The 21,759-nt window shown below is 45.4% G+C and carries 20 protein-coding genes and 3 pseudogenes; 18 read left to right on the plus strand and 5 right to left on the minus strand.

The genetic code is table 11. From position 1 onward, the window contains the following. Positions 1 to 67: 67 nt before the first annotated feature. The 7 genes and pseudogenes from rpmH to DBT_RS12295 all read left to right on the plus strand — a co-directional run bounded on the left by rpmH (position 68) and on the right by DBT_RS12295 (position 6,131). Positions 68 to 202 carry a 50S ribosomal protein L34 gene (gene rpmH, locus DBT_RS00915; protein WP_067615524.1) on the plus strand — a complete coding sequence of 45 codons (135 nt, stop codon included), beginning with the start codon at positions 68 to 70 and terminating at the stop codon, positions 200 to 202. Positions 203 to 205: 3 nt separating this feature from the next. Continuing rightward, complete coding sequence (gene rnpA / locus DBT_RS00920) at positions 206 to 544, plus strand: ribonuclease P protein component (protein ID WP_067615525.1); 339 nt, start codon at positions 206 to 208, stop codon at positions 542 to 544. Further along, positions 496 to 762: pseudogene (gene yidD, locus DBT_RS12785) on the plus strand (membrane protein insertion efficiency factor YidD); the annotation flags it as partial. The gene rnpA and the pseudogene yidD, both read left to right, overlap by 49 nt. Before the next feature lie 7 nt (positions 763 to 769). After that, positions 770 to 2,371: a membrane protein insertase YidC gene (yidC, locus tag DBT_RS00925; RefSeq protein ID WP_067615527.1), complete on the plus strand. Its 1,602-nt coding sequence runs from the start codon at positions 770 to 772 to the stop codon at positions 2,369 to 2,371. Between the two features lie 37 nt (positions 2,372 to 2,408). Next, a complete protein-coding gene (gene jag / locus DBT_RS00930) occupies positions 2,409 to 3,251 on the plus strand; it encodes an RNA-binding cell elongation regulator Jag/EloR (RefSeq protein WP_067615529.1) in 843 nt (280 codons plus the stop codon). A gap of 1 nt (position 3,252) precedes the next feature. Next, positions 3,253 to 4,707, plus strand: a complete 1,455-nt coding sequence (gene mnmE / locus DBT_RS00935; protein WP_161939879.1) for a tRNA uridine-5-carboxymethylaminomethyl(34) synthesis GTPase MnmE — start codon at positions 3,253 to 3,255, stop codon at positions 4,705 to 4,707. Between the two features lie 185 nt (positions 4,708 to 4,892). Further along, on the plus strand, positions 4,893 to 6,131 hold the full coding sequence (locus tag DBT_RS12295; protein ID WP_067615533.1) for an inositol monophosphatase family protein: 1,239 nt from the start codon (positions 4,893 to 4,895) through the stop codon (positions 6,129 to 6,131). Here DBT_RS12295 and DBT_RS00945 read toward each other — a convergent pair. Continuing rightward, positions 6,128 to 6,478: an Mth938-like domain-containing protein gene (locus DBT_RS00945; protein ID WP_067615535.1), complete on the minus strand. Its 351-nt coding sequence runs from the start codon at positions 6,476 to 6,478 to the stop codon at positions 6,128 to 6,130. The genes DBT_RS12295 and DBT_RS00945 overlap by 4 nt on opposite strands. 278 nt (positions 6,479 to 6,756) lie before the next feature. After that, positions 6,757 to 7,686, minus strand: a complete 930-nt coding sequence (locus DBT_RS00950; RefSeq protein WP_067615537.1) for an integron integrase — start codon at positions 7,684 to 7,686, stop codon at positions 6,757 to 6,759. A gap of 517 nt (positions 7,687 to 8,203) precedes the next feature. Between DBT_RS00950 and DBT_RS00955 the strand changes: the two genes are divergently transcribed. The 10 genes and pseudogenes from DBT_RS00955 to DBT_RS00995 all read left to right on the plus strand — a co-directional run bounded on the left by DBT_RS00955 (position 8,204) and on the right by DBT_RS00995 (position 18,444). Then, positions 8,204 to 9,433, plus strand: coding sequence for a hypothetical protein (locus DBT_RS00955; RefSeq protein WP_067615538.1), 1,230 nt, complete (start codon positions 8,204 to 8,206; stop codon positions 9,431 to 9,433). A 388-nt stretch (positions 9,434 to 9,821) separates the two neighbouring features. Next, a pseudogene (locus tag DBT_RS12965) lies at positions 9,822 to 9,890 on the plus strand (hypothetical protein); the annotation flags it as partial. Between the two features lie 3 nt (positions 9,891 to 9,893). Next, positions 9,894 to 10,355, plus strand: a complete 462-nt coding sequence (locus DBT_RS00965) for a ferritin family protein (RefSeq protein WP_067615543.1) — start codon at positions 9,894 to 9,896, stop codon at positions 10,353 to 10,355. Between the two features lie 239 nt (positions 10,356 to 10,594). Further along, complete coding sequence (locus DBT_RS12030) at positions 10,595 to 10,747, plus strand: hypothetical protein (protein WP_153304040.1); 153 nt, start codon at positions 10,595 to 10,597, stop codon at positions 10,745 to 10,747. Between the two features lies 1 nt (position 10,748). Next, positions 10,749 to 11,204, plus strand: a complete 456-nt coding sequence (locus DBT_RS12600) for a transposase (RefSeq protein ID WP_067615545.1) — start codon at positions 10,749 to 10,751, stop codon at positions 11,202 to 11,204. Positions 11,205 to 11,604: 400 nt separating this feature from the next. Next, on the plus strand, positions 11,605 to 12,141 hold the full coding sequence (locus DBT_RS00975; RefSeq protein ID WP_141674177.1) for a hypothetical protein: 537 nt from the start codon (positions 11,605 to 11,607) through the stop codon (positions 12,139 to 12,141). A 508-nt stretch (positions 12,142 to 12,649) separates the two neighbouring features. Next, positions 12,650 to 13,282, plus strand: a pseudogene (gene dsrO, locus DBT_RS00980) (sulfate reduction electron transfer complex DsrMKJOP subunit DsrO); the annotation flags it as partial. Continuing rightward, positions 13,254 to 14,315, plus strand: coding sequence for an NrfD/PsrC family molybdoenzyme membrane anchor subunit (nrfD, locus tag DBT_RS00985; RefSeq protein WP_083186523.1), 1,062 nt, complete (start codon positions 13,254 to 13,256; stop codon positions 14,313 to 14,315). The pseudogene dsrO and the gene nrfD, both read left to right, overlap by 29 nt. Further along, positions 14,312 to 17,395, plus strand: a complete 3,084-nt coding sequence (locus tag DBT_RS00990) for a molybdopterin dinucleotide binding domain-containing protein (protein ID WP_067615552.1) — start codon at positions 14,312 to 14,314, stop codon at positions 17,393 to 17,395. The genes nrfD and DBT_RS00990 overlap by 4 nt, the downstream gene beginning before the upstream one ends. A gap of 656 nt (positions 17,396 to 18,051) precedes the next feature. After that, on the plus strand, positions 18,052 to 18,444 hold the full coding sequence (locus DBT_RS00995; protein ID WP_067615554.1) for a hypothetical protein: 393 nt from the start codon (positions 18,052 to 18,054) through the stop codon (positions 18,442 to 18,444). A 239-nt stretch (positions 18,445 to 18,683) separates the two neighbouring features. Here DBT_RS00995 and DBT_RS01000 read toward each other — a convergent pair whose 3' ends face one another. The 3 genes from DBT_RS01000 to DBT_RS01010 are packed head-to-tail and all read right to left on the minus strand — an operon-like array spanning position 18,684 to position 21,346. Further along, positions 18,684 to 19,544, minus strand: a complete 861-nt coding sequence (locus tag DBT_RS01000) for a GGDEF domain-containing protein (RefSeq protein WP_067615556.1) — start codon at positions 19,542 to 19,544, stop codon at positions 18,684 to 18,686. Continuing rightward, positions 19,541 to 19,903, minus strand: a complete 363-nt coding sequence (locus DBT_RS01005) for a response regulator (RefSeq protein ID WP_067615558.1) — start codon at positions 19,901 to 19,903, stop codon at positions 19,541 to 19,543. The genes DBT_RS01000 and DBT_RS01005 overlap by 4 nt, the downstream gene beginning before the upstream one ends. Before the next feature lie 3 nt (positions 19,904 to 19,906). Next, positions 19,907 to 21,346, minus strand: a complete 1,440-nt coding sequence (locus tag DBT_RS01010; protein ID WP_067615560.1) for an ATPase domain-containing protein — start codon at positions 21,344 to 21,346, stop codon at positions 19,907 to 19,909. 161 nt (positions 21,347 to 21,507) lie between these two features. Between DBT_RS01010 and DBT_RS01015 the strand changes: the two genes are divergently transcribed. After that, entirely contained in the window at positions 21,508 to 21,693 is a 186-nt protein-coding gene (locus DBT_RS01015; protein ID WP_067615562.1) for a hypothetical protein, read from the plus strand. Positions 21,694 to 21,759 lie beyond the last annotated feature (66 nt).

Genomic DNA, 21,759 nt, shown 5'->3' on the forward strand with positions numbered 1-21,759 from the left:
CCTTGACAGTTAATTTTTCGGAGTGTATGAAACGACACCCTTTAATTAGAAAAGGAGAGAAGTGGAGATGAAGCGTACATTTCAACCAAGCAATATCAAACGTAAGCGTACCCACGGATTCAGAAAGAGAATGAGTACCAGGGCTGGAAGAAAGGTCTTGGCAAGGCGTAGAGCAAAGGGACGCCATAGACTTACGGTCTAATCCTTGAATCGCCAGACCCTTAGGCCCTGGGAGCGAATTCGAAATAGCGCGGATTTTACCAGGTGTTTTAAGGCTGGAAAGCGTAAGAGGCTTCCAGGGCTTACGGTTGTGTATGCACCAAATTCCAGAGGCTACAGGCGAATAGGATTAAGCGTGGGAAGGCGCATTGGGCCAGCAGTTAAGAGGAACAGGGTTAAGAGGATACTACGGGAAATATTTAGGCGAAATAAGACGATCTTCCCAGACGGCTACGATTTCGTCTTTGTGCCCAGAGAGGACTTTTTAGAGATTAAATGGGAAGAACATATTCGGCATTTAAGAGATGCATTTTACTCTTCATAAGTGCATATAGATGGTTTATAAGCCCAATACTACCAAAAAGTTGTAGGTTCTATCCCACATGTTCTCAATATGCCATGGAGGCAATAGAGACCTTTGGCATAGGCAAAGGTCTCTATTTGGCTATTAAGCGGCTTTTAAGATGCCATCCCTGGAGCCTCGGTGGCTTCGACCCAGTGCCCTTACCCCCAAAAAAAATAAGTAAAAAGAGGAAACAGAAGACTGGATATGGAGTGGAGAGCATTTTTAGCAATTACACTTTCAATTTTTGTTTTATTGGCCTTTCAGGTCTTTTTTCCAGAACAACAAAATGCGACGGCACCTCAAGGGAATAAGGCTAACACAGAACTAGCGCAAAAAGCCCCTTCTAAAGTCGAACATCACACAAATGGGGCGATGAAACAAGAATCCATAGGGACCCGCACCCGTAAGCCCCTTCGTCAACCTAAGGACGTAGTTATTGAAACAGATCTTTATAAGGCAGTCTTTACTGAGGAAGGTGGGGCTGTAAAGGCATTTTATCTCAAAAAATATAGGGAAACCGTAGAAAAGGATTCACCACCTGTAAATTTGGTTAATGCCGTTCCACCAGTTTTACCCCTTGCAATTGGCTTTACTGGTAAAACCTCAGGGTCCTTTGAGCCAATATTCATGGATGCCCAAAAGGGAGAGGATACCCTCACGTTTATAGGGGAAATCGAAGGCGGCACCAAGGTCAAAGAGGTCTTCAAGTTTAAGAAAGATTCGTATTGGATAGATCTTGAAATTGAAGTGCTGGGACAAGGTAAGGATTTTCCAGTAATTGCACTTTCGAACAGGCCGGTATTGAAGAGTTCACGTTATAGCTTTCAGGGTATCTCCTATTACGGAAAAGACGGACTTCAAGAGGTCAAGCTAGATAAGGGCGAGACCAAAACATATCATGGGCCAATTAAATGGTTGGGGATAGGGGATAAGTATTTCATGGCAAGCGTCATCCCCCTAACCCCTGAGGTCCCAGAATGGCAAGTAAGCATGAGCCTGATTGAAGGCGATGGATTAAGTACTGCCTGGCTTTCTCCAAGGTTCGCTGGCAAGGCACCGCAAAAGCTCAGCCTAGGACTCTACTTTGGGCCAAAGGAGATAGATGTCCTAAAGGCCGTGGACCATAGTCTAGCAGAGGCAATAAATTTTGGGTGGTTTGACGTCCTGGCAAAGCCCCTACTCTACTTTCTCAAATTCCTCTATAAATTTACGCACAACTACGGTGTAGCCATAATAATCGTCACAGTGCTAATTAAGATTGCCTTCTGGCCCCTTGCCCACAAGAGCGCAAAGGCCATGAAGACCATGCAAAAACTGCAGCCAAGGCTTCAAAAGCTTAAGGAAAAGTACGGCGATGATAAAGAGCGTTTGAATAAGGAACTCTTACAGCTCTACAAGACATACAAGATAAACCCCATGAGCGGCTGCCTTCCAATGCTACTTCAGCTACCCGTGTTTTTCGCTCTCTATAAAGTCCTTTTGCAGGCAATTGAGTTGCGCCATGCTCCATTCATGCTCTGGATAAATGATCTTTCTGCACCAGATAGGTTAATGATACCCGGCGTTGACATACCGATGGTGCACGGGATCCCGGTCCTCACCATTCTCATGGGAGTCTCTATGTGGGGGCAACAAAAAATGAGCCCTGCATCTCTTGATCCAACCCAGGCAAAGATGATGCAGTTTTTGCCGGTGATCTTTACCTTCATGTTTTTGACATTTCCATCAGGATTGGTGCTTTACTGGTTGGTGAACAACATTCTTTCAGTAGCGCAACAGTACTACATAAACAAGTTTACTGATTAATGAAGCGGGACAAATTGCTAAAGAGGAGTTTAGGGCAATGGAGACACAAAAAATCTTCGAGGGAAAGACCGTTGATCATGCTATTGAAGATGCATGTAAATACTTTAACTGTACCAGAGATGCACTAGATGTAGAAATCATAACAAAGGGATCAACTGGAATCTTTGGAATAGGAGGAAGAAAGGCCCAAATCAAGGTCACATACAAGGCGCCAGAAGAGCCAATAATAGATCTTGAGGAAAAAATAGAGGCTGAGAAAGAGATCCAAGAGGATCAAACTGAGAAGGAGGCCTTTAGTGTAAGCGGCGTTGAAGAGGATGTAAAAGCAGAAGATGCAGGCCAAAAAGATGCCGAGCCTTTGATGGAAGAGGCTCGTAACATACTTGAAGAACTCATCTCAAGGTCCAACATCCAGGGAAAAGTCAAGGTCCACATGGATCCCTCCACTGGACCCTATTTAAATGTCGAAAGTGATGAACTCTCGTTAATTATAGGGAAGAATGGGCAAAACCTTAATGCGTACAAATTTATCGTCAATTTAATATTGAAGAGACGCCATCCAGATTGTCCCAATATCGAGGTCGATGCGCAAGGCTATCTAGAAAAACGTAGGGCTGCAATAGAGAATACGGCCAGGCGCATGGCAGAGAAGGCCAAAAAGATTGGCAGATCCGTATCTCTTGACCCCATGAACGCCAAAGAAAGGCGAATTGTGCACCTTGCAATCAAGAAGATAAAGGGGGTAACCACGAAGAGCGTTGGAGAAGGGGCCTCTAGGCGGGTAGTGATAGTGCCTCAAAGGAGGCGTAGCGGTTCTAGGTCCAGATCGAGGCAAAGGACCATGAATAAATCAAACTATCCTAGAGGCAGGAGACATTGACTTGTCCCTGCTTGAGAGGGAAAAGGACACAATCTGCGCTATTGCAACTCCGGTTGGTCCTGGCGGTATAGGGATTGTCAGGATAAGCGGGGCAGATGCATCCAAAATCCTGAAAAACGTCTTCAAACCTAAGAGAAATATAACGGATTTTGAATCCCATAGGCTTTACTATGGACACGTCCAGGATCCTCATTCCCATGAGATCATAGATGAGTGCATGGCCGTTCTCATGCGTGCCCCGCATAGTTACACCAGGGAAGACGTGGTGGAACTCCAGAGTCACAGCGGCCATGCAGTCCTAAAGCGGATCCTAGACCTTGCCATAGCCCAGGGGGCAAGACTTGCAGAACCAGGTGAGTTCACCAAAAGGGCATTTATAAATGGAAGGATAGACCTTGCCCAGGCAGAGGCCCTGATGGACCTCATTAATGCCCAGACAGAGGAAGAAAGAAGGCTGGCTGTCTCCACCCTCATGGGAAAGGAGGATTCTGAGACTGAGAGGATTCGAAACGTACTCCTAGAACTTCTCGCCCACCTGGAGGTGGCCATTGATTTTCCAGATGAAGACGTAGAAATTCTAGACGAAGGGCATTTGGCCTCAAGGCTGGAAAACGATGTCCTTACTCCAATAAGACAGCTTATTCAATCATATGAGCAGGGTCGAATCCTCAGAGAAGGTGCCCTCGTGGTCTTTGGCGGAAGACCAAATGTGGGAAAATCCAGTATATTCAATGCAATCCTTGGAATGGGCCGCGTTATAGTAAGCCCTATCCCAGGTACCACAAGGGATATTATTGAAGAGGCGGTGGATATCGAGGGGCTTAGGATTGTACTTGTAGATACAGCCGGTATAAGGGCAAAGGAAAAGGTGGGTGAGGATACAGGTGTAGACATAGTTGAGGCCCAGGGGATTGAGCTTTCTTTGAGCAGGCTAAAGGATGCCAATCTTGTATTGGTAGTGTTCGACCTTTCTGAAGACTTAAAAGATGAGGACTTTGAGGTCTTCTCTTATCTACCGGAAGATGCGCCATTTCTCGTGGTATTTAACAAGGCCGATCTTGTAGATGATCCAGAGGGCCGTTTTAAGAAAATGGAAGAGGTCCTGGCATCAATGTTCCCGTCTTATGCAAATAAGAGAGGTTCTATTCTAGTCTCAGCTCAGACTGGTCTTGGACTAAAGGAACTTAAAAAGGCCCTTTTTAAGGCAATTATTGGGGAAGAGGGATCGACTTTAAAGAGGCATGGATTTATCCCCAATCTCAGGCAGAAGGAGTGCCTAGAAAGGGCATTTGCCTTTGCAGAGAGGGCAAAGGAGGGCCTTGATAAGGGAAGGCCCCTTGAAGTGGTTGCAATGGACGTTAGAGACGTCCTAAGGGCCTTTGAGGAGGTAACGGGTAGAGGCATTGAAGGGGATCTTTTAGATAAGATTTTTTCCAACTTTTGCCTTGGGAAATAGCTAAGAAGTGTTGAGTGTTGAGTTTTGACTTTTGAGCATTTCAGAAGTTTTGAGTTATGAGTTTTGAGTTTTGAGTTGAACGAAGAATGATTCAAGGTTCTATGTCCAAGGTTGGAAACATAAAAATTGAACTTTAATCATTGGAATTGGCATATTTTGACAAGGCCTTAGCGGGAGGACTGAATATGGCAAAGCGCTCGGATTATGCCTCTTTTCTGGATTCGCTTACAAAGGGTGCAGGCAAGATCCTTAGAGAACTATTCGGTACCGGAGTGGGTGTTAGACACAAGGGAGAGATAGACCTTGTTACAGAGGCAGATACAAGGAGCGAGGAGTATCTCCTCAAAAGGATCGAAAAGGAAGATCCCCAGGCAAAGGTCTTGAGCGAGGAATTTCACAGTGCCTATGAAGAAGCGAAACATGGAGATGTGGGCCCTGACCTAGGGGACTGTTGGATAATCGATCCCCTTGACGGAACCACTAATTTTGCCCATGGATTTCCGTGGTTCGCAGTGTCTCTTTGCAGATACGAGGCTGGACGTCCGGCAGCCGGCGCGGTTTATCTACCAATGCAAGACGAGCTCTTTTTGGCAGAGGCAGGAAAAGGTGCTTTTCTCAATGGTGCACCAATAAAGGTTTCAAAGGAAAATATCCTTCAAAATGCGCTGTTTGCCACAGGTTTTCCCTACGATATCCATCAGGCCCCAACTCTTGTCATGGAGGCGCTTAAGGTCATGATAACAAGGGTCCAGGGTGTGAGGAGAGCCGGGGCCGCAGCCATTGATATGGCATATGTTGCCTGTGGAAGATTTGACGGTTTTTGGGAACAAAAGCTAAAGCCATGGGATACTGCGGCAGGAATGCTCATTTGTGAAGAGGCAGGCGGTAGGGTTTCTACCTTTTCCCTCAAATCCTATAATCCCTTTGTTCCAGAGGTCCTTGCTACTAATGGCAAAGTTCATGAGGCTGCTGCTCAGATCCTCAAGGATTACTCCATTCTTGAGCAAGAAAAGGCTTTGAGGCCGAAGCCGAGGAATCCTGTCCCCACAGTGGACATAATTATAAGGATCGGCAGTGAGGAAAACATAGTGTTGATTGAGCGAAAGAATCCCCCTCATGGATGGGCGTTACCTGGGGGATTTGTGGACTATGGCGAGAGCCTCGAAGAGGCTGCAAAGAGAGAGGCCTTTGAAGAGACAGGACTCAGGGTTCAGCTCAAGGGCCAGTTTCGTACCTATTCTGATCCAACAAGGGATTTACGTCTGCACACCATATCTACTGTGTTTATCGCAGATGCCGAAGGAGATCCAAAAGGTGGAGATGACGCCAAGAATGCGAGGATTTTTAATATAAAGGAGCTTCCTTCACCTCTATGTTTTGATCATGACAAGATCTTAAAGGACTATAAAGAGAGCATTTGTTAGCACGTCAGGTGAAACGCTCCTGAAACCTGATCTTTGCCGAGTTCCTTAAAGAGTTGATTAAAGACCTTTACTGCTTCAGCGGTGGGAAAAGCGCGACATTCAATTCCAAGAGAATTGAGCTCTTCCATAACCGTGGATGGAATCTTCATAACTCCATATGCCCCTAAGCCCACTATGAGAAGCTTGGGCATTGCTTCAGTGATGTCTTTTATGTCCTCAAGGCATAGACTATGGCCTTCTTTTCGCCACCAATTGGGGTGTATTTCCCCTCTTATTATCTTCAGGTCACTGGTATAGGTGTGGCCTTGAATCGTCATTCTTCCAAAGCTATAAGATTCGATGATCATAATCCCAGATTATGCACTTCAAATGCCTGATAAAAGAATTTTTTCTGAATAATTTAATAGTTACCTGCATCTTTTTTAGTTGGTGCCTTCACCCAAGAGGTGGAACTCTATCAATCAATTTAATCTCAGACATTTGAAGCCGCAAGGGGCTCGCAATTTTACCGAATCTGCTGCGTTGTCGGGAACTTGAAGTACCCTATAGTACGTCTGCGTACCCTCCGCCTCGCATCTTCGGCAAACTTGCGAGCTGCGTAATCTGGGATAATGGACCTCCGTTATCAATTGTCTAAGGGGCTTCTTACTCCTAAAATATTCTTTTTTGCCACATGAGTGTAAATCATCGTTGTCTGAACGCTTTTGTGCCCAAGGAGTTCCTGAACCGTTCGGATGTCATAACCATCCTCTAGGAGATGGGTGGCAAAGCTGTGTCTGAGCGTATGTACTGTTGCATTCTTTGTAATTCCAGAGGATTTTAGTGCCTGTTTGAAAGAACGTTGGACGCCAGTAGGATTAATATGGTGTCTTCTAATAACAAGCGAAAGAGGGTCGACAGAAAGCCTTTGAGATGGAAAGATCCAGAACCACGCCCATTCCTTGCCGGCCTCAGGGTATTTTCGTTCTAGGGCATCAGGCATTTTTACTCCAGCAATACTGTTCTGCCTATCGCTTTTATATAGTTTTTTTACAGTTTTAAGGTGAGATTTCAAATCTTCCAAAATGGCTTCTGGGAGCAACGTGATTCTGTCTTTACCCCCCTTCCCTTCCCTAACATTTATAATCCGTCTTTCTTCGTCAATATCTTTAACCCTTAATCTAATCGCTTCATTGAGCCTAAGGCCCCCTCCATACATGATCCTTCCAATAAGGCCGTAAACCCCTTTCAAATTATTGAGGACCAATTGCACTTCGGTCTTTGTTAATACCACCGGTAGCCTACGCCTTTCTTTTGCTCTAACCGCATCGATATATGGTTCGATTTCCCTATCGAGAACATGGCGGAAGAGGAATACAAGGGCATGCAATGCCTGGTTTTGGGTGGAACCTGCAATTCTTTTTTCAACAACTAAATAGGTGAGGAAGTCCTGAACATCTGTGCCGCTAATTTCATCTACTGGTTTCTTCGAAAAAAGCTTAAACCTATCAATCCATGCTAAATAGGCCTGTTCAGTCCTATATGATCTCCTTTTAAGGCGCAATTTATGTTTCATCTCTTCAACAGTTTTATCCCATTCATTGGACGCAATAATTTTATTTGCCTCTGCTTTGTTAAGCTGTGAAAGAAAATAGTTATATAACTTAATCGCTTCATCTGCCTGTCTAATCTGTTATTCACTAAATTTAGAGGAGATTTTTTTAGAAACCTTTCTTTTTGTGCTGAGGATAAAGAAACGCTGGGTTCAATTTTTGAAAATTTTAGGGCGTTTTCTACCCAAAGTACTAATGTAGATATTGAATAGTAATAATAATGATAAAAATTTTATATTTATACAGATAATATTATAAATATAAGAGTGAAAAATAAGAAACTAACAACAAGTTTGAATTTATAAGAGAAAAATAAACTTTTTATTGTATTAATTAAATTAGTTTCATTATCCATCTAATAATAGCCATAGACGAATGCTTGATTATTTAAAAATTATGATACTCAAAAAAATATTAATTCTAGCAGGAGATGGGAATATCTAATAAACAATATGTTAGCCCCTTAATACAGCTTTGATAATGTCTCTTAAAGAAAAAATCATCGCCAGATGTGTTAAAGATTATGCTGGCAATGAGCCAATTATTGATGTAGGTAGTATCTTCCTAAAATTATTACTCTTTGAGTCATTTATTTTAGATTCTATTAGATTAAAAGAATTTAAAGTCTTAGTTGAGGCAATTGGCATTGAGCAAACATTACTTCTTCTTGATTCAGGAATATTGAAAATCAATTGTGATCCATTAACTATCGGCCAGACTGGTCAAGCAGGAATCCTAGAGAAACGTAAAAAAAAAGGAATATTACCTTTGGGATCATTTTCTCTCGATCTAATACAGATGGCTGATAAAAAAGCATTTATTAGCGACTGTTTACGAAATATACGTCCAAGAATTTTTGTTTCACGAAAGGACTTCAAAAAATTAAAATTAGCTATAGTAAACAAACTGATTGTTACGCCTTCTGGAATAGGGAAGGATGCATTAATCGGTATTAGAACAGATCTGTTAGGAAATGCAAATCTTATTCGAAAATCTATTTCTCTATCAATACTTTCCCATCTCAACAAAAAAATACCCCCGGATTCTTTATCTGTTAAAGTAGAACAGATAGATGACAATGATTATAGGCTTGAGTCTAATCTTGAAAAGAATTTAATGCTCTCAAAAGTAGATGCTCATAAGATTCTCGAACGTGGGATTTTGGGCATAGGTGGCCTCAATCTAAAAATCGCTACAATGAAACATTTTGATGCCTTGACTGGTTTTAAAGAGCAAGAAGTATATCTTTTTGATGAGAAATTAAAATTTTTATTTAATCGAGTGTTTCCTCATGAGTTTGAGAGACGATTCACAAGTTTGCTTTCCATAGTTGATCTGCCAAATTTCGACGGAGTAGGAACAGAATTTACCATAAATATAGAAAAATTTTTGAAGATAAGAGACTCTCAAGAATGCAAAGAATTTAGGTCATGGCTAATAAATTTGGATCAAATTGATGAAAAAGAAATTAAAGAGAGAATTTTATCACTAAGAGCAAAAGTTTCTAGGCTCATAAGCTCGAAAACTGGCACAACAGTCAAGACTCTCGTAATCTCTGGAATAGGCCTTATTCCTGCACCTGCGGCTTCTTTTATAGGCTTAGGCTTAGATTTTTTGAGTTCATTTATAGCGGACAAATTTTTTAAAAAAGATGGAGTTGCCACATTTATTGGCCAGCAATATCCATCTATTTTTATGGAAAAACAATAAGTTATGGCTAACAATTGGGTCCACCTGACCGCCATTCCGCTGCGGGCTTCGCCCTTGCGTCTTGTTGGCAAGTGACCCTCGTCGTTGAGGCTGTAGAAAAATCCTTAAGCGCGCTAGATTATTGCATTTTTTTTCTGGGAGGTGTGGTATATAACTGTTAATGACATTGAGTAAAGGATTGACTAATGGCGCGTTTTAAGAAGTATTCATATAAGCAAGGTAAGTTTATTCCTATACATTTCGAGAAGCAAATTCTTCCAGGTACTTTTGAATATGTACTCCATTATTTGATTGATAATGAAGTAGACCTTTCTGTATTCATACAGCGCTATAAGAATGATGAAGTGGGTGCGCTGCCTATGATCCAGCTATTCTGCTCAAGATTATTTTGTCTGCATATTCTAAAGGAATAGTTTCCAGCAGGAAAATAGCCCAGTGTTGTCGAGAGAATGTAATCTTCATGGCCCTATCTGCTGATACAAGACCTCATTTTACCACCATAGCCAATTTCATCTCTTCACTGGATCAAGAAGTGGTCCAGTTGTTCCGTGACATTCTCCTTGTATGTGACGAGATGGGACTAGTGGGTAAAGAGATGTTTGCACTGGATGGGTGCAAACTTCCATCCAATGCATCAAAAGAGTGGAGCGGTACCAGGGCTGACTTTGAGAAGAAGTGTAAGAAGTTGGAACATGCCATCCAGGCCATGATAGACAACCACAGGGAACTGGACCTGAAAGAGACAGACCATGAGCTTATCTCTCGTGAGAAAAAGTACATAGAAAGCCTTAAAAAGCAGGTAAAGAAGATAAGGGACTGGATGGATAACAATGATGACAAGCCAGGCAGAGGTGGAGGAATAAGGAAGAGCAATATACCCAGATTATGCATTTTAAATGCCTTAGAAAGGGATTTTTTCTGAATAATTCAATAGTTAGCTGCAACTTATCCAGTTCGTTCTTTCACCAAAAAGGTACGGCTTCATCCGGTGTTTATATCTCAGGCGTTTGAAGCTGCAAGGGGCTCGCAATTTTACCGAATCTGCTGCGTTGTCGGGAACTTGAAGTACCCTATAGTACGTTTGCGTACCCTCCGCCTCACATCTTCGGCAAACTTGCGAGCTGCATAATCTGGGATATAAACGACAACGAAAGTGCAAAGATGAAGACCTCTAAGGGAGTGATTCAGGGTTACAATGGCCTGGCCATGGTAGATGCCAAGCATCAGGTGATAGTACATGCAGAGGCCTTTGGAGATGGGCAGGAGCAACACCTGTTGGAGCCCATGATAGAAGGGACCAGCAAGCACCTTTAAGGTGCTGTCTTCTGATAAAGATATTTTTAAAAAAGCAAAGTTGACTGCTGATGCTGGATTTCACACAAAGAAGAACATGGAGATGGTCTTCAGCCAGGGGATAGACGCCTATATAGCAGACAGACATTTTCGCAAACGAGATCCCAGGTTCAGGGATCGAAATCGTTTCAAACAAATAGCTCGAAAGGAGAGAAAATCCCGCTGGTTCACGTCCAGAGATTTTATTTTTGATATGGAGCAACAGATCTGTATTTGTCCTGCCTGGAAACATCTTTATGTAAAGAACAAGAATTTTGTAACTAGAAATGGTTACAAGGCCATAGCCTTTATGGGTAAAAAGACCGAATGCAGGGTCTGTAAGCTTCGTGAGCGATGTCTGCGATATCCAGACAGGACCGAGATTCGGCAGGTACACTTTTTTATGGCAAGGAGAATAGTGCAGGCAGCACCTTCATAGAAAAGATGAAGGGGAAGATAGATTAAAGTCGTGGCCGTTTGTTTACAGCAAGCGCATAGGTACAGTGGAACCGGTATTTGCTCACATCTGTTCAGTGCTTGGTCTTAACCGTTTTACCCTCAGAGGCAAGCGCAAGTAAATACCCAATGGCTTTTTTACTGCATAGTGTACAATACCGTCAAAATTCACCGATATGCACCTGGATTTACTTGATAGGAATATCTTGAACATGAAATGAGGTTGGTATAAAAAAGGAAAAATAAGGATGGAGTTGGGTTCCTCACGGTTCCCACCATTATTTCTGTAACTAGATTTTTTGAGGGGAATAGATGCCCAGAATGGAATCAGGCTGAAATTTATATTTTTATACAGACTTGTTAGGTGAAAGATGAATTATAAGATGATGACAGATTTAGAACTTTTGAAACTTAGTATTCCAGATAGGTACTTTAAATATTCAAAAGCCTATGGTAGTGCTGCGAAAATTCTTGCAGAAAGAATAGTCAAAGATAAGGATCAAGCAACTTGGCCGAACGCCGCTGTAATATTGATGCTCACAGCTCATTCTGTAGAGCTATTTCTCAAAGGCGCCATATTAAAAAAAGATTCAAAAGCCGACCGAAAGATAAGGCATCATCATATTGAGTCTCTATATGAGATGTATTGCGAGATATATAAAGATGAAAAATATAGTTTTAATTTGCCATTTAAAACTGAGTACTTGGGTATGTCTCAAGCGGAAATAGATGTGTTGAAAAAAAATAGAAATAAAAAAAATAGAAATAAATATTCAGAACCGAGTGTATTATACAGGTACCCAACTGCATCAGGTGAGAGCGAATGGGAAGGTGTATATGCATTTGAGGCTTCCTCTTTCTTTTCTAAGATATGTCAATTATTAGAAGATATTCATAGGTTGAGAAAATCTTTCACATAACAAATCGCTATCTTTAGGCTAAATTTGTCACGCCTCGCCTGAGAGGTATACAGAGTTTACATAAATATCTTTCTTTCAAGTCCGAGGGTGAGATGGTTCCAAACTGTCGATGCCACCATGTTTCGTCGGTCATGCCCCTTGGGGTTGGGTAGGTATTGCCATACTTTATCGGGCATGTTGGGAACTCCCGGGCTCAGTGACATGTTGTCCTCTTTATGGTTCTTCTGTCTCGCTGGAAGTATAGAGGCCATTTTCCCATATTTTCTTCACTGATCTATAGCCACTAGCCCAAAGGCGATGGTCCTTTTTCAGGACTGGTCTAATTCATCAAAACTCAATGAGTTAATAAAAAAAACTCCTGATTGTTTAAAATGGTCTTTAAACCGCATTAATTTGGGTTTAATAGTGTTTTTGAAAGGAAAGAAGTCATGGATAGTTCCCGCAGGAAATTTCTCGCACACTCCATTGAAAAAGACAAAAAAATGCCTTTTCTTCCACTTCACATGGCCCACGTTGGGGCATGATTATAGACCTGAGAAAATGCATAGGTTGCCAGGCATGCACGGTGGCCTGTGCCATGGAGAACCAGGTTCCGTTTACCCATTTTCGTACTATCGTTTCCACTTACGAGATAGACACGGATGGGATTGCGCAACGGGCCACCCTCCCCAGGCTGTGTAATCACTGTGAAAACCCACCCTGCGTCCAGGTATGTCCGACTCAGGCCACATACCAGCGGCCAGACGGCATTGTTGTGGTGGACAACACTGTGTGTGTCGGTTGCGGTTACTGCATCCAGGCCTGTCCCTACGATGCCAGGTTCATTAACCCTCAGACGCGTACAGCAGACAAGTGCAACTTTTGTATCCAGCGAGTCGATGCCGGGCTCTTGACCGCCTGTGTGGAGACCTGTGTTGGGGGCGCTCGGATTTTCGGAGATCTGAACGATTCCGATAGCGATATCTCCCGGCTGTTGCGAGAGTACCCAACTCAGGTATTGAAGCCGGCCATGGGTACTAATCCGAGGGTCTTCTACATCGGTCTGGAGGCCTGGTTACAGGCCAAGGTGGTTGGCGAACAGGCCCCGTGGTCCAGAGAAAAACTGCTGGCGGATGTTAAAAATGCAGATGCAAATCTTTGAAATCATAAATGTGACCCGTGAAATAGTCTGGGGTATCGGCGACACGCACTACTTCTTCATGATAGGGGCCAGTGCGGGAGCCCTTTTTCTAGCCTCGCTGTATCACGTCTTTCGTATTGAACGATACAGAGATTCTGCTTCTACTGGGTTGGTTGTAGCCCTGTCACTGGGACTGGCTGCCCCTCTGAACCTTATTGTCAACCTCTATCAGCCGGGTCGTTTCTATTCATTTCTCTATCACACCCATGTCACCTCACCCATGTCATGGGGGACATTCATCCTCTCGTTTTACCTGCTCTCGCTTATCATCTATTCGTGGTGTGTCTTTCGCAAGAAGAGTTTTGAAATCAACCGATGGACAGGAGCGGTGGCGCTTCTTTCCGCCATAGTAGTCATAACCTATACCGGGGTTGAAGTAGCCGCTGTCAGGGCTGTTCCTCTCTGGCATTCGATAATGGTCCCTATTCTGTATCTTTGCACCTCGCTTGTCAGCGCCATCGGGCTGACTGTGCTGGTTTGGCGGGCCGAAGGCGGGATGAAGGACAAAAGCTCTGGAAAGGCCTTGGGTAATCTCTTGCTCTGGTCCCTGCTGGCCGTTTTCTTTTTGCAGATTGTCTGGATCGTTGTGGAAATCGGATTCGGCACTCGTGACGCCCGCATAGCTGGTCAGTATCTCCTTCGCGAGCACTGGATCGCCTTTCTGGTCTCAGGGATGGGCGTGACTGTTGTCTTGCCCGCATTACTGCTTGTTCCAGTTCGGCTGCGGCAGGCGGCAAGAGGCCTTGTGCCGGCATCTCTTCTGGCAGTGCTAGGCGCCTGGTTGTTCCGCTGGAATGTGGTGGTAACCGGGCAGGAAGTCCCAAAAACGTCGGCTGGATTTTACCATTATTTTCCGGCGATTACGGGCCACGATAGCATAACAGAGGTCGTGGCCAATATGGCCTTTGCCTTTTTTCTACTCATTGTCCTGACCTGGCTTGTCCCGGTTGGAAGAGATAACAGGATAAAACACACGGAAATAGAAGAATCATGAAAGTATCCAGACGTAATCTTTTAAAGGGCATAGGGGCAGCTGGTGCCCTGGGTGTCTTCAGCGCCGGCTACAAGGGACCACTGCAATATATCACCAGAGGTTGGTGGGCCGGTGAAAGGCCTCGTAACGCTCTCAGCGGAAATGCCCCTGAACCGGAATTTCGGGTGGATAGTAAGACCGGAAAGGTCATTGTCAATCCAGATCAGTATGTTGCCAACACTGTCTGCGTTGGATGTACAAGCCTGTGTGGCGTTAGGGTGCGGGTGGATAAAAAGACCGGGAGGGTCCTGAGGGTAACAGGCAATCCGTATCATGTCCTTGCGGCATCTCCTGCTCTCCCCTATGAGACTCCAATAATAGAAAGTTACCTCTCTATTAGCAGGTATCGTAACAGTGGGCTCAGGTATCGTGCCACTGCCTGCGGCCGGGGAAATGCGGTGTTGGATAAACTCTATGACCCGTACCGTATCCGGACGCCGCTCAAACGCGTAGGCCCAAGGGGCAGTGGTCGCTGGAAACCCATTTCATTCGAACAACTAGTAAGGGAAGTAGTAGAGGGTGGAGACCTCTTTGGTGAAGGCCAGGTAGATGGCCTGCGGGCCATACGCGACCTGGAAAACCCCATAGACCCGGAGGCCCCTGAACTGGGCCCCAGAGCCAACCAACTGGCGTTCATAGCGGGCTTTCACGAAGGGCGTCTGCCCCTTGCCAAGCGTTTCATCATGTCCTCCTTTGGCAGTATCAACTTTACCGAACATGGGGGCAACTGTGGTCTGAGCATGCGGACCGGTTATGCTGCCCTGCTTGGAGACTGGGACAAGTATCCTCATCTGAAACCCGATTTTCGGAATACTCGCTTTCTCTTGAGCATAGGCACGGCCCCAGCCAACGCTGGAAATCCCTTTCAGCACCAGGGCAAACTGGTCGCCGAGGGACGTAGTGACGGTGATCTCACCTACGTAGTCGTGGACCCGGTGCTGACGAATACCAACAGTTTGACCACAGGGAAACGCAGTCGCTGGATACCTATCAATCCGGGCACGGATGGGGCGTTGGTTATGGGCATGATAAGGTGGATACTGGAAAAACGGCGCTACAATGCCGCCTTTCTAAGCCAACCGGGTGCCAGGGCTGCAGAAAATGCTGGTGAGGCGAGTTGGAGTAATGCCACCCACCTGGTCGTGGGGGATCCAACTGATGAGGACTACGGTAGATTTCTGCCAGCTCATCGGCTCGGGTTGGCTGATGCGAACAGACACGACGTCTTTACGGTCATTGATAAGGCAAGCGGAAGGCCCGTGGCCCATGACAATGCCTCTTCTCCGGCCGTGCTTTTTTATAAGGGCACTGTGGTGGATATGTCGGGTCGGTCTGTGGCAGTAAAGAGCAGTCTCCAACTCCTATTGGAAGAGGCGCAAAGGCACAGTCTGGACGAATACAGTGCTGCCTGCGGTACCCCGGTGGAGACGATCATTGGCCTGGCAGAGGAATTCACATCATACGGACGCCATGCTGTAGCAGACTGTCACGGAGGCACCATGCACAGCAACGGTTTTTACACTGCCTATGCCATCGTGATGCTCAATGCCCTGATAGGAAATCTTAACTGGAAGGGTGGCACCAGTGTGGGCGGAGGCCGCTACGCAGCAGTGAGTCGAGGTCCACGTTATAATATGGTGGACTTCCCAGGTAAGGTAAAGGCACGGGGCGTACGGATTAGCCGCCGAGGCTTCCGTTATGAGGACACCACTGAGTTCAAGCGAAAAAAGCGGGAGGGTCGCTCTCCATATCCGGCCGAGGCCCCATGGTATCCATTGTCTCACAGCCTCCAGTCTGAATATATTCCGTCGGCTTTAAACGCCTATCCGTATTCCATAAAGGCCATTATTTTCTGGAATACCAATCCGCTATACGGCCAGGCTGGTTTATACGACCGTTGCAAAAAAGACCTTGCCGATCCCAAAAAGGTACCTCTGATCATTTCCATAGACCCGTTTATCAACGAGACCAGCGCCTTTGCTGACTATATTGTACCCGACACCGTACTTTATGAAACCTGGGGGGATACCGGACCATGGGGTGGATATTTGACCAGGGCCAATTCTGTTCGCTGGCCAGCTATTGACCCTTCAGTGGACAAGACCCCGGCGGGTGACCCGATCTGTATGGAGAGCTTTCTCATTGCCGTGGCGAAACGAATGAATCTGCCCGGATTTGGCGACAGTGTCATTTCTGATGCCAACGGCGACCTTTATCCTCTGAATCATCCAGAGGACTGGCATCTGCGCGTGGCAGCCAATATCGCTTTTGACGCCGAACCCGTGCCAGATGCACCGGACGAGGAACTTATCATGACCGGCGTGGACCGCATCTGGGATAAGATCAAGGCAGTACTTAAGCCAGAAGAACGTCGTAAGGTGGCATATGTGTTGGCCCGTGGCGGTCGCTTTGAAGGCGAGGATCATGCCTATGATGGCGATTGGTTGACGCACCGCTACGACAAACCAGTGCAGATTTACAACGAGAAATTGGGCACATCGCGCAATAGTCTAACTGGAAAGCGTTTTATCGGTACACCTACTTGGATACCTCCTGTATTCGCGGACGAGACACCTCTTGAGTCAGTTTACAAGCCTGAGGAATGGCCATTTAAGACCGTCTCTACCAAGTCGCAATTGATGTCATCTGGGGTCATTGGCACGCCGAAGCTAGAAGAGATTCATCCAAATAACGCTATCATTATTCATGTAGATGATGCCATGGATTTGGGTATTCGTAGCGGAGATAGGGTGCGGCTCACCAGTCCTGGTGGCAGCGTGGAGGGCATCGCTTCAGTGCGGCGGGGCATTCAACGCGGCGCCATTGGTATTGAGCATGGCTATGGTCACTGGGGATTGGGAGCACGCAAAGAGCAGATCGGAAACAAGGTCTGGCGTGGCAGTGGACTTCGTGCAGCAGGTGTCGCCAACAATCGTCTAGGTATCAGCGATCCTGTCCGCAAGGGCATCTCGACCCTCGGTGACTTTGTTATTGGTTCTAATGCCCGTCAGGGGATACCTGTGAAGGTGGAAAAGGTATGAAGTCAGTCGAATTACTGGGGAAATATTCCCAGTTTGTTCCAATTTTTATATGAATGGCCATCTGCTGGCTTTGTCTAATCCACCATTTTTCGCTTGGCCGACCTACACAGCATCCATGCACGCTCCCCTCTGCCTTCATGGGGCTTCGGGCCTTTTTAGCTCCAAATGTTGGATTCGGCTGAATCGTTTCTTATAGGAGCACATCCGTATTCAGACTACACTACCTGTTGTCTTATCTTGAATCCAAACTGTTCAGCTCACAAGTTTGCCGAAGATGCAAGGTGGAGGGCACACAGACGCACTTATGCACTTAAGCTGCCCGACAACGTTAGCCCCATTCGGTAAAATTGCAAGTCCCTATGACATGAAGTTTGCACTTTTTCTCGGGCACTTGAAGTACATAGTCTGAGGTGAAGGGCTTTGGGATAAGGATAAGGTACACCTCTTTGTAGTTTGATTTGGTTGATAGCAATATCTTGAACATGAGATGAGATTGTTATAAAAAATAATAAGGATGGAGTTGGTTTTCCCATAGTTCCCACCATTATATCTGTAACGATTTTTTTAGTGGAATAGATTTTCAAAAAGGAATCAGGCCTGGAACTTCTATTCTTATTAAGACTCCTTCTCCTTATTCCATTTGCTTGGGGGCAAATATGAAAAAATTATTGATTTTCTTTTCAGCAGGTTGTTTGGGGGCATTGGCCAATAGTTTAACAGTATGGCTGTTTGGATACTTCGGTATTACTTCATTCTTTGGTGTGTCAATTGCCCCGTCCTTATCAGCAAATTGGCTTTATCCCCGAATTGTATGGGGAGGCATTTGGGGGCTTCTTTTTATCCTTCCAATATGGGAATCCAAACTACTACTGAAAGCCACAGCGCTCAGCCTATTGCCTACTGCAGTTCAATTGTTTGTGGTGTTTCCTTTAAAGGCCCACAAGGGTATAGCTGGCCTTGACTTGGGGCTATTGACTCCATTTTTTGTGTTGTTTTTCAACTGGGTGTGGGGGGCTGTTACGGCCATTGCAATAAAGTGTGCAAGATAAATAGACTAATCAGGTAAAGGATGGGGTCGCCTATTCCCCGTACACCTCGCTGGATGTGGGGCCGCACCGGACGTTTGGCTGACTTGGTATGCACTGTACCTTGGATCTAGAGCAAAATATTTCTTATCGAGGCAAGCCCGAGTAGAGTGAATCGTTTGTCATAGCCCTTTGGGTATCCTGCGTATCTGTTGGATTTATTCCATCCCCATCCTAAAAACGCTTGAATTCAGAGAATGTTCTTATGCTGTCATTACTCTGTTTCTTCCAGTTCGCTTTGCATGGTAGAGGGCTATGTCTGCCTGTTCCACCAGGCCTTCTACATCCAGGTCGTCTCCGTCGTAGGCACTAACCCCAATACTTACGGTTATTGGGATCTCTTCACCGCTCTTCACCCTTATGGGGCTTTTTGCCACCTCTTTTCTGACACGCTCTGCCACCTTAATGGCTCCAGGAAGGTCGGTCTCTACCAGAAAGAGAACGAATTCTTCTCCACCGAACCTTGCAAGGAGGTCAAAGTCACGGACACAGGACTTTATTCTCTGGGCCACTGCAATGAGCACCTGATCCCCTATGAGATGGCCATGGACGTCGTTTACTGCCTTAAAGTGGTCTATGTCTATTAGGAGACAAGCGGCACTTCGGCTCTTGCGCCTGAGCTTTTGCATCTCTCGTTCTGCAACAACGAAAAAGTGGCGACGGTTGTGGATCCCTGTTAGGGGATCTGTAAGGGCCATGAGCTGAGTCTCAAGGCTCAGGCGCCTTGCTCTGAGGAGTATTTCGATTCTTGCTGCAAGCTCTACCTTTTCTATAGGGGTGAGTATGATCTCATCAAGGGTGACCCAGAGCTGATTTGTGATGTATCGGACCTTTTCTCGGTTTGTAACCAGGAGGACCGGTAAAAAAACTGGACCCTCGGCCTCCTTCCTGGATTTTATGAGCTCGCGGTGTTCTTCGAATACTTGGCCATCCACGATGAGAAGGTCAAATTCTTTTCCGATGTCCTCGGGTTTCTCCATAACAGCCACCTGGTACTTTGTGCTGATCCAGTTGACCAGGAGCTCGAGATTCTTTTTATTTTTTACGCTCAAAAGTACCTTCATGGCTCAAGATCCCCAAGGAGATTCTTTACAACTGAAAGGAGAACCTTTGGGTTAAGGGGCTTTGTGAGTACGGCGCTGGATCCAACGGGAGCGGTAGCCCTACCCTTTGCCTCTGGTGGGTAGATGACTAGAAAGGGGAGTTTTTTCTCCAATAGCTCGTTTAAGAATGTCCAGATTGAACGGGCATATCCGCTTACATCCACTAGTACCAATGAAACCCCCTTTCCAGATACAGATGAGGCTTCTGTCAAGTCCTGTACGCCAAAGGCATCAATCCCGTTTTTTTCCAAAAAGTCCGTTAATAATTCTAGATTCTTTTTGTTTCTCCCAACCAAAAGGACCCTTCCGCTGTCTTTCATGATCTATTCCTTTTCCCCTACGAAAACCGGAGTACCAGAGAGGATATTTCGAAGGTTTGAAAGGGGTTCTCCCACCTTTATGCCAAAGCGAGTAATTTTGAATTCCCTGAGGGTCTTTTCAAAGTCACTAAATTTCTTTTTGAGAACACCTATGGCGCGCCTCATCTCTCCACCTATCTCTAGGTAGCGGAGGAATACGATGTTGTCTGCAAGATAACTTATGTGGTGGTCAGAGATCTTGAATTCGCCTGTGATGTTCCTTACCTCTGTGGGCAATATGACCAGGACCCCCATGTTGGCAAGGTATCTACAGACTGCATGGAGGTGTGCTCTCGGGTTTTCCCCACCCATGGCCATCTCATAGCCAGAGGTGGAATCTATCATAACAACCTTTGCACCTCCCTCTTCAACGTCCCGTTCTATAATGTTTGCGAATTCGTCTGGAAGCAGCGCAAGCGGCTCCACGTGTCTTATTTTTAGCCTTCCGCTCTCTATCATGGCCCTTGCTGGTATATTTACTGACTCGCACCTCGAGAGTATCTTTTCAGAGGTTTCTTCAAAGGCATAGACCACTGAGTTCTCGCCGCGGCCTGCCGCTTCTTTCAGGAAAATCATGCCCATGGTGCTCTTGCCAACACCGCTTGGGCCGCTTATCAGGGTGACGGTGCCGCGTTCGAGCCCTCCGTTCAAAAGCTCGTCGATTTCTGGTATGCCAGAAGAGAGTAGATCAAAAGAAAATTCAGCAGTGTGGAGTTCAGGCACTAGCCGCGGAAAGATCGTGATCCCCCCATAGCCAATGGTGTAGGAGTGAAGACCAGAGAGGAAGGATGAGCCCCTGAACTTTGTCACCTCGATAGTTCGGATCTCTTCCTTCACTCTGAGGTTTATTATTCCATCGCTCAAAAACATGAGGTCGTCGTCAGGGGCCTCGGCGCTTGCCTCTGAGGTAAAGAGGATGGTGCCGCCGTGTTCAGCAAGATAGCGGATGAAGCTGAGTGCCTGTTTCCTGAATTGGAAGGTGTCGGGAGCAAGGTAGCGGAACTGGGTCATTGAATCTATGAAAACCCTTTGTGGTTTTATGGATTCTACTGCGTTTATGATCATCTTTGTAACAGGCTCTCTTTCCACATCGGCAGGACTGAAGATGTCGTAGCTTTCGACTTGAGCGAAGAAATCAGGTGTTGGACTCAAATCAAGGAACTCCACGCCCTCAAGGTCTAGGCCAAAGGCCGCTGCGTTTTGGATCAGTTGCTCTTTCTTCTCTCCAAGGGTTATGAAAAGGCTCTTTTCGCCTTTTTTTACTCCTTCGGTCAAAAAGTGGTATCCAATTGTAGTCTTTCCAGCACCTGGCCCTCCTCGGAGAAGATAGGCCCTCTTTTCTATAAGGCCACCATTTAAAATCCTGTCGAGACCCTCTATACCTGTTGAGATCCTGACCGGCATTTCATCCCCCTTTTTTATGAGTGTTATTCCAGACAATGCAATCCTCGTTTCTAACTCGCTATGGTCTTTAGTAATATCGGTAAAACAACTGTTTTTTTAAAGAATACCTCCTTTCTTCATAAACGGATTTATTCTAATAGACGTGGAAGGAGGCATCTAGAATGGAAAAGTATATCAGGCAAATGGCAACAGAACCAGATGAAAACTTTTATGAAAAGGATTTTATTCGCTTCGGATGTCTCTGCTTGGTGCTACGTTTTTCTCACCAAGTTGGTGTTTGTCATTTTGCTTTGAATCGTCGCAACTTGTTGCCTCAGAGAAAAAAAGTGGTAAAGCATAATGTTTGAAACACAGTGTTAGTCTTTAATAGAGGACGTATTAACTAATGAAATTTTTTGAAGGAGGAAAGGTTT

The sequence above is a fragment of the Dissulfuribacter thermophilus genome (genome assembly GCF_001687335.1).
Classification (GTDB): Bacteria; Desulfobacterota; Dissulfuribacteria; order Dissulfuribacterales; family Dissulfuribacteraceae; genus Dissulfuribacter; species Dissulfuribacter thermophilus.